The sequence below is a fragment of the Actinomycetota bacterium genome, from assembly GCA_035540895.1.
GTDB lineage: Bacteria > Actinomycetota > JAICYB01 > JAICYB01 > JAICYB01 > DATLFR01.
This window is the reverse complement of record DATLFR010000111.1, coordinates 1-6,320: the sequence shown is the minus strand read 5'-3', so window position 1 is coordinate 6,320 and position 6,320 is coordinate 1. Positions and strand designations below refer to the sequence as shown.

The window sequence follows — 6,320 nt, the reverse complement described above, 5'->3', positions numbered from 1 at the left end:
CCCCCGTCCCCCGTCACGTCGAACCGGAACGTCGCGCGCAGGTCCCCGGCGACGGTCGGGTTGAACACCATGGGCAAGGCGGCGAAGACGGCGGACGGCACGAGCTGATCCCGCATCGGCTGGAGCATCTGCTGGACGGGGGTCAGCTCCCGGGCCGGGATCGTGGGCGTCGCGTCCTGGCGCGGGATGCGCATCGGCGGCATGGAGGGCATCGGGATGCCGGCCGCTCGCAGGCGCTTGTTGAGCGAGTGCAGCCCGAACCGCAGCAGCTCCCGCGTGTCGTACCCGAGCACGGACAGGTACGTGAAGTCGGCGTTGGGGGGCTGGAAGACGTGGGTGGAGTGCGGGAGAGCCTGCCGGACGAGCTCCTGGACGGCGGGGACGCAGTCGCCGTCCATCTCGACGAGCCGCTGCAGGATCCGCACACCTCCCCCCACGTGGCGCGACTCGTCGCGCGCCACGGCGGTGAACCCAGCCCGGAACCCGGGCAGGATGCCTCGCTCGCGACAGAAGGCGAGGATGTACCGCTGTCCGGGAACGGCCAGCGCGCCCTCTAGGACCATGTGGTACATCGCCACGCCGCGCGCGAAGACCACCGGGTCCCCCGGGTTGGCTCCCACCTCGCGCGAGATGGCCGGGAGCATCTCGTAGAAGAGCTCGTGGTAGCCGGCGTTGAGGGTCCCCCGGTAACGCTCGAGCATCTCGTGGAGGTCGCCGGGAGCCCCGACCGCCTCCCGGTAGAAGCGATCGAAGAAGACCGTGTGGCGGGCCTCGTCCGCCAGCTGCGTGGCCAGGAAGTGACGGATCTCCTCGGTCGGGGCCGACCAGACCCAGGGAGCCAGGTCGTCGGTTACGGCCTCCTCGCCGCAGAAGAACATAGTGAGCACCCACAGGAGGCGCTCCTTCACCTCGGCGTCGAGCGCCGTCCAGTCGGCGGCGTCCTGGGCGAAGTCCAGGGCTCCCGCCGACCAGTTCTGTCGCTCCCACCGGTAATAAAGGTCGCGCAGGCTGACCGGGTTAGCCGTGAGCTGCTCGAGGTCGGTGACCATCTCGTCGGGATGGAAGTCCCTGAGGTCGGTCAGGGACGCCGAGTCGACGCGTTCGGTGATGCTCATCTCCCACCTCCGATGGTCGGCATGACGACGGACAGGAACCTGCGGACCTGGCGGCGATCGGACAGGTCGACTCCGACCGGCGGCGTCAGCAGCAGCGAGAGGAGGATCCGGACGGCCCACTCCGCCGCGGCCCGCGGGTCCACCTTCGCCATGCGCTCGGCCTTCACGGCCCGCTCGATGTAGGGGGTCGCGAACGCGATGCCCGCCTCCACGAGCGGCTGAGCGTCGAGCGTCAGCGCGGGCAGGATCGTCTCCGGCTCGTCCCGCAGGGTCCTCTGCAGCAGCGCGTGGGAGCTGAGGTGGTCGAGCGCAGCGACGAGCCCGAGCTCCACCATCCGCTCCGGATCGTCCTCACAAGCCCCGAGGACCTCGTCCAGCCGCGCCATGAGGGCCCCCGCCTCCCGCAGGACGAGCGCCTGCACGACGGCGTCGCGGCCCGGGTAGTACCGGTAGATCGTCGCCCGCCCGACCCCGGCTCGGTCGGCGATCTCCCCGAGGGTCCCCGCCCGCAGTCCCCGCCGGGCGAAGACGTGGAGTGCCGCGTCCAGGATGCGGTCCGCCGGATGGTCGTGAGACACGTGGCCCTCCTCTGTCTCATGAGACACTATCAGCTCCCGTGTCTCATCGGTAGCATCCGTCCGTGGACGACATCGGTTTCATGCAGGAGGCCCTCCACGAGGCGCTGCTCGCGCCCGGACACGGCGATGTCCCCGTGGGAGCCGTGCTTGTCCGAGACGGACGGATCGTGTCCCGGGGACGCAACGACCGCGAGCTCAGGGGGCGGCCGGACGGTCACGCCGAGCTCGTGGCCATCCAGGCGGCAGCCGACGCCCTCGGCACGTGGCGGCTGTCCGGGTGCACGCTGTACGTGACGCTAGAGCCCTGCCCGATGTGCGCGGGAGCCATCGTCGCCGCGCGCCTGGACCGTCTCGTCTTCGGAGCGTGGGACCCGAAGGCGGGGGCGTGCGGCTCGCTCTACAACATCGTGGAGGACCCGCGGCTGAACCATCGGGTCGAGGTGACGCGCGGCGTCATGGCCGACGCCTGCGCCGCGCCGCTGCTCGGGTTCTTCTCACAGCGACGCGGCGGGAGCGGAGGAGGAGGGATTTGAACCCTCGGAGCCCGTGAAGGCTCACGCGCTTTCGAGGCGCGCCCGTTCGGCCGCTTCGGTACTCCTCCGCCGGACAGTCTATAGGTCAGTGCGCACCCGGCGGCGGGTCACCGCTCCCGGTGCCTCCCGGTAATATCGGGGGCCTGGGAGGAGTCGCATAGTCTGGCCTAGTGCGCACGCCTGGAGTGCGTGTTGGGGGCGAAAGTCCCCACGTGGGTTCAAATCCCACCTCCTCCGCAGCAGGTCGCGCCGTCAGCCCTTGCGGGTCCGGCGGCGGACCCGGCGTCTCGCCCGCTGGCGGCGCGCGGCGGCCGGCTTCCGTCCGATGTCGTGCTCGTCGCGTATCGGGCCCACCAGCTCCTCGAGCACGTCCTCGAGCGTGACGATCCCCGCGGGACGGCGGCCGGCATCGACCACGAGGGCGAAATGCGTGCGCGTGTGACGCATCCGAACGAGCACGTTGTTGAGCTTCGCGGTCTCGCGCACCACCGGCATCCTCCGGATCAGCTCGGAAGGCAGGGGCTTGAGCCGGTCGGACGGGTCCACCCGTAGGAGGTCCTTCGCGTGGATGAAGCCGCGGACGTCGTCCGGTCCGTCGCCGAGGACCGGGATGCGCGAGTGCCCGGTCTCCCGGACCACGCGCTCTGCCCCCGCCACCGATGTCGACGTGTCGATCGACACCACCCTGTGACGGGGGACCATCAGCGTCCCGACCTCGCGGTCCCGGAAGTCGAGGGCCTGGACCAGGATCCGGTGCTCCGTGGGCCCTATGAGACCCTCTCGCTGCGACTCGGACAGCATCGACGCGATCTCGCCGGCCGTCCTGGCCGTGGCGAGCTCGTCGCGGGGCTCCACCCCCATGAGGCGCAGGACGGAGTTGGCTATCGCGGTGAGGGCCGCGATCGCGGGCCGGAACACGTTCGTGAAGGCGCGCATGGGGAGCGCCACCCACAGCGCCGTCGACTCCGGCTCCGCTATGGCGATGTTCTTCGGCACCATCTCGCCGATCACCATGTGGAGGAAGACGACGATGGTGAGGGCGACGGCGAGGCTGATCGTGTGCAGCAGGCGGTCCGGAACCTCTATCCACCCCGCCAGCAGCCCTTCGAAGGCGTGGGCGACGGCGGGCTCGGCCACGGCCCCCAGCCCGAGCGAAGCCGCCGTTATCCCGAGCTGCGACGCCGAGAGGGTGAGCGACAGCTCGCGCATGGCGGCCAGCGCGGCCCGGGGCCTGCTGCCGCCCCCCTCGACCATCGCCTCCACGCGGGTGCGCCGCGCCGCGATGGTTGCGAACTCGGCCGCGACGAACAGGGCGTTGGCGAGCAGCAGTGCGATCGAGACGAGGATGGGGGTCACTCGGGGTCCCCGGTCGGCGGAGCGTCGATCCGGACCTCGGCGATCCGCAGGTTGTCCATCGCCTCGACGGTGAAGGTCCACCGCTCGTGGGTGGTCGTGTCCCCCGCGGCGGGGATCCGGTCGAAGAGGGTGAGCAGGAAGCCGGCCAGGGTGCGGTACTCGCCCTCCGGCATGTCGAACCCGGTCGCCTCTAGGACCTCGTCTCTGTGGAGGCTCCCGTCGAGGAGGAAGGAGGTCTCGGTGATGGGTGCGGCCGCTTCCTCGTCGTCCGGATCGTGCTCGTCGGAGATCTCCCCAACGATCTCCTCGAGCAGGTCCTCCAGCGTGATGATGCCGACCGTGTCGCCGTGCTCGTCGACGACCACGGCCAGCTGGCTGGACCCCCGCCGCATCTCGGCGAGCAGGGACTCGAGGTCCCGGGTCTCCGGGATCGCCGGGACGTCCCGCATCACCTCCGAGACCGGGGTCTTCGATCGGTCCTTCGGGGGGACGCGGAAGATGTCCTTCGCGTGCAGCATCCCCACGACGTCGTCCGCATCCGACCCGTACACGGGGAAGCGGGTGTGCCCGCTCTCGACGACCACCTTCGCCACATCGGCCACGCTCTGCCGCGTCCGCAGTGCGACGACCGACCGGCGGGGGACGAGCGCGTCGGCCGCGGTCTTGTGGCCGAAGCGGATCGTCCGGGTGAGGAGCGTCGCCGACTCCTCGGGGAGCGTCCCCTCCTCGCCCGAGGAGCGGATCAGCAGCTCCAGCTCCTCCATAGAGCGCACCGCGTTCAGCTCCTCCTGAGGCTCGATGCGCAGACGCCGGACCGTCCAGTTGGCCGCGCCGTTGAGCACTCGGATCAACGGTCCGAACAGGATCCCGTAGACGGTGACGGGTCCGGACAGGGCCAACGCCACGCCCAAAGGACGGCTGATCGCCAGGTTCTTGGGCACGAGCTCCCCCGCAACCATCTGGGTCCCCGTGGCGAGCACGAGGGCGAGCGCCAGGGACACCCCAACCGTGGTCGCCTCCGGGAGCCCGAGCCCGGCCAAGACCGGTTCGATCGCGCGCGCCACGGTGGGCTCGGCGGCGTATCCCAGGACCAGCGAGGAGATGGTGATGCCCAGCTGGGCTCCCGAGAGGTGGAACGAGAGCCGGTGGAGCAGCTTCAGGGCGCGTCTGGCCCGGCGGTCGCCCGCCATGACGAGCTCGTCCAGGCTCGCCCGGTCGACGGCGACGAGGGAGAACTCGGCCGCGACGAAGAAGGTGTTGAGCGCGATCAGGACCAGCGCGGCACCCAGGCCGAGCGCGATGTCTATCTGGTGCTCCCTCCGGTTCGGTCGCTCCGATAGTAGGGCCCTCGGGCGTCATCGGTGGTGCCCGGTAGGATAGGGGCGTTCGTCTTGGACCGGTGCGGCGATCGGGTCCCGCGCGACGGAGGCTCGTGAACCCCGCCAGGCCCGGGAGGGAGCAACGGTAAGCGTTGTCCTCCGGGTGCCGCGGGCTAGCCTGGTCGCCGCACCCGTCCAAGACGCCGACCGGACCCGGGTGGAGCGGACGTGAGCTACCTGTCCCTGTATCGCAAGTACCGCCCCGGCACGTTCTCGGACGTGTTGGGCCAGGATCACGTGACGGAGACGCTGTCGGGCGCCCTGCGTGAGGACAGGGTCTCCCACGCGTACGTGTTCAGCGGCCCGCGCGGAACGGGGAAGACGTCCACGGCTCGGATACTCGCCCGGGCCCTCAACTGCGAGCAGGGTCCGACCCCCGAGCCGTGCGGACGGTGCCGGCCCTGCATCGAGATCGCGGACGGCACCTCGCTCGACGTCTACGAGATGGACGCCGCCTCTCACACCTCCGTCGACGACGTACGGGAGATCCGGGAGAGGATCCCGTTCGCGTCGGCGGGCGGCGCGCGCAAGGTCTACATCATCGACGAGGCCCATCAGCTCTCGGCCGCCGCGTTCAACGCGCTCCTCAAGATGCTGGAGGAGCCCCCGCCGCACGTCGTCTTCGTGCTGTGCACGACCGAGTCGCACAAGCTCCCGGCCACCGTCGTCTCCCGATGCCAGCGCTTCGAGTTCCGACGGCACACGGAGCAGACGATCTCCGAGCACCTGGCCCGGGTGGCCGAGGCGGAGTCGATCGACGCCGACCCGGATGCGCTCGCGCTGATCGCCAGGCATGCGCACGGGTCCATGCGCGATCCGCTCGCGCTGCTCGAGCAGGCGTCCGGGTCGGCCGACGGCCGCGTCTCGCGCGCGTCCGTCGTCGAGATACTGGGGGACGCCCCCGCCGAGGTCCTCTTCGCCCTCTCCGACGCGATCGCCTCGACCGAGGTGACCGAGGTGTTCCGTCAGGTCGAGACGATGGTCTCCCGCGGGTGGGACCCGCGCGGGGTCCTGCGCCAGCTCCTGGAGCACTTCCGGTCGCTGTTCCTCGTGGCCAACGGCGCTACCGAGCTCGCCGAGGTCCCTCCCGAGGACGAGGCGCGCTACCGGGAGCACGCGGAAGCGTTCACCAGGGCGCACCTCGACTGGGTGATGCGGGTGCTCGGTGAGGCTCAGGCCGATGTCCGCGCCTCGACCCATCCCCGCCTGAGCCTGGAGGTGACACTGGCGCGCGCGGCATGCCTGCAGTCGGACGAGCCGGGAGCCCTGTCCGCCCGGATCGAGCGGTTGGAGCGGATGCTCGTGAACGGGGCCGCCGCGATGCCGGCTGCCTCAACCCCTGCGGTGCCCCCCGACGTC

The 6,320-nt window shown here is 70.7% G+C and carries 6 protein-coding genes, 2 tRNA genes and 1 other RNA gene; 4 read left to right on the top strand and 5 right to left on the bottom strand.

From position 1 onward, the window contains the following. Together VM840_06405 and VM840_06400 are read right to left on the bottom strand one after the other, a co-directional pair. Positions 1-1,115 (bottom strand): ribonucleotide-diphosphate reductase subunit beta (locus tag VM840_06405; protein ID HVL81204.1); only part of this gene is annotated, 1,115 nt, incomplete at its 3' end. After that, positions 1,112-1,693, bottom strand: coding sequence for a helix-turn-helix domain-containing protein (locus VM840_06400; protein ID HVL81203.1), 582 nt, complete (start codon positions 1,691-1,693; stop codon positions 1,112-1,114). The genes VM840_06400 and VM840_06405, both read right to left, overlap by 4 nt. 62 nt (positions 1,694-1,755) lie before the next feature. Here VM840_06400 and tadA point away from each other — a divergent pair, with 62 nt between their 5' ends. Further along, a complete protein-coding gene (tadA, locus tag VM840_06395; protein HVL81202.1) occupies positions 1,756-2,226 on the top strand; it encodes a tRNA adenosine(34) deaminase TadA in 471 nt (156 codons plus the stop codon). On the opposite strand, the gene VM840_06390 is transcribed toward tadA, so the two are convergent. Then, a tRNA-Ser gene (locus VM840_06390) sits at positions 2,208-2,294 on the bottom strand. The genes tadA and VM840_06390 overlap by 19 nt on opposite strands. 78 nt (positions 2,295-2,372) lie before the next feature. On the opposite strand from VM840_06390, the gene VM840_06385 reads away from it, so the two are divergent. Continuing rightward, a tRNA-Ser gene (locus VM840_06385) sits at positions 2,373-2,463 on the top strand. A 15-nt stretch (positions 2,464-2,478) separates the two neighbouring features. Here VM840_06385 and VM840_06380 read toward each other — a convergent pair. Together VM840_06380 and VM840_06375 are read right to left on the bottom strand one after the other, a co-directional pair. Continuing rightward, complete coding sequence (locus VM840_06380; protein HVL81201.1) at positions 2,479-3,582, bottom strand: hemolysin family protein; 1,104 nt, start codon at positions 3,580-3,582, stop codon at positions 2,479-2,481. Beyond that, entirely contained in the window at positions 3,579-4,850 is a 1,272-nt protein-coding gene (locus tag VM840_06375) for a hemolysin family protein (GenBank protein HVL81200.1), read from the bottom strand. Before VM840_06375 ends, VM840_06380 begins: the two co-directional genes overlap by 4 nt. 138 nt (positions 4,851-4,988) lie before the next feature. On the opposite strand from VM840_06375, the gene ffs reads away from it, so the two are divergent. Continuing rightward, an RNA gene (ffs, locus tag VM840_06370) (signal recognition particle sRNA small type) lies at positions 4,989-5,088 on the top strand. Between the two features lie 41 nt (positions 5,089-5,129). After that, positions 5,130-6,320, top strand: a 1,191-nt coding sequence (gene dnaX, locus VM840_06365; protein HVL81199.1) for a DNA polymerase III subunit gamma/tau, incomplete at its 3' end; no start/stop codon positions are given.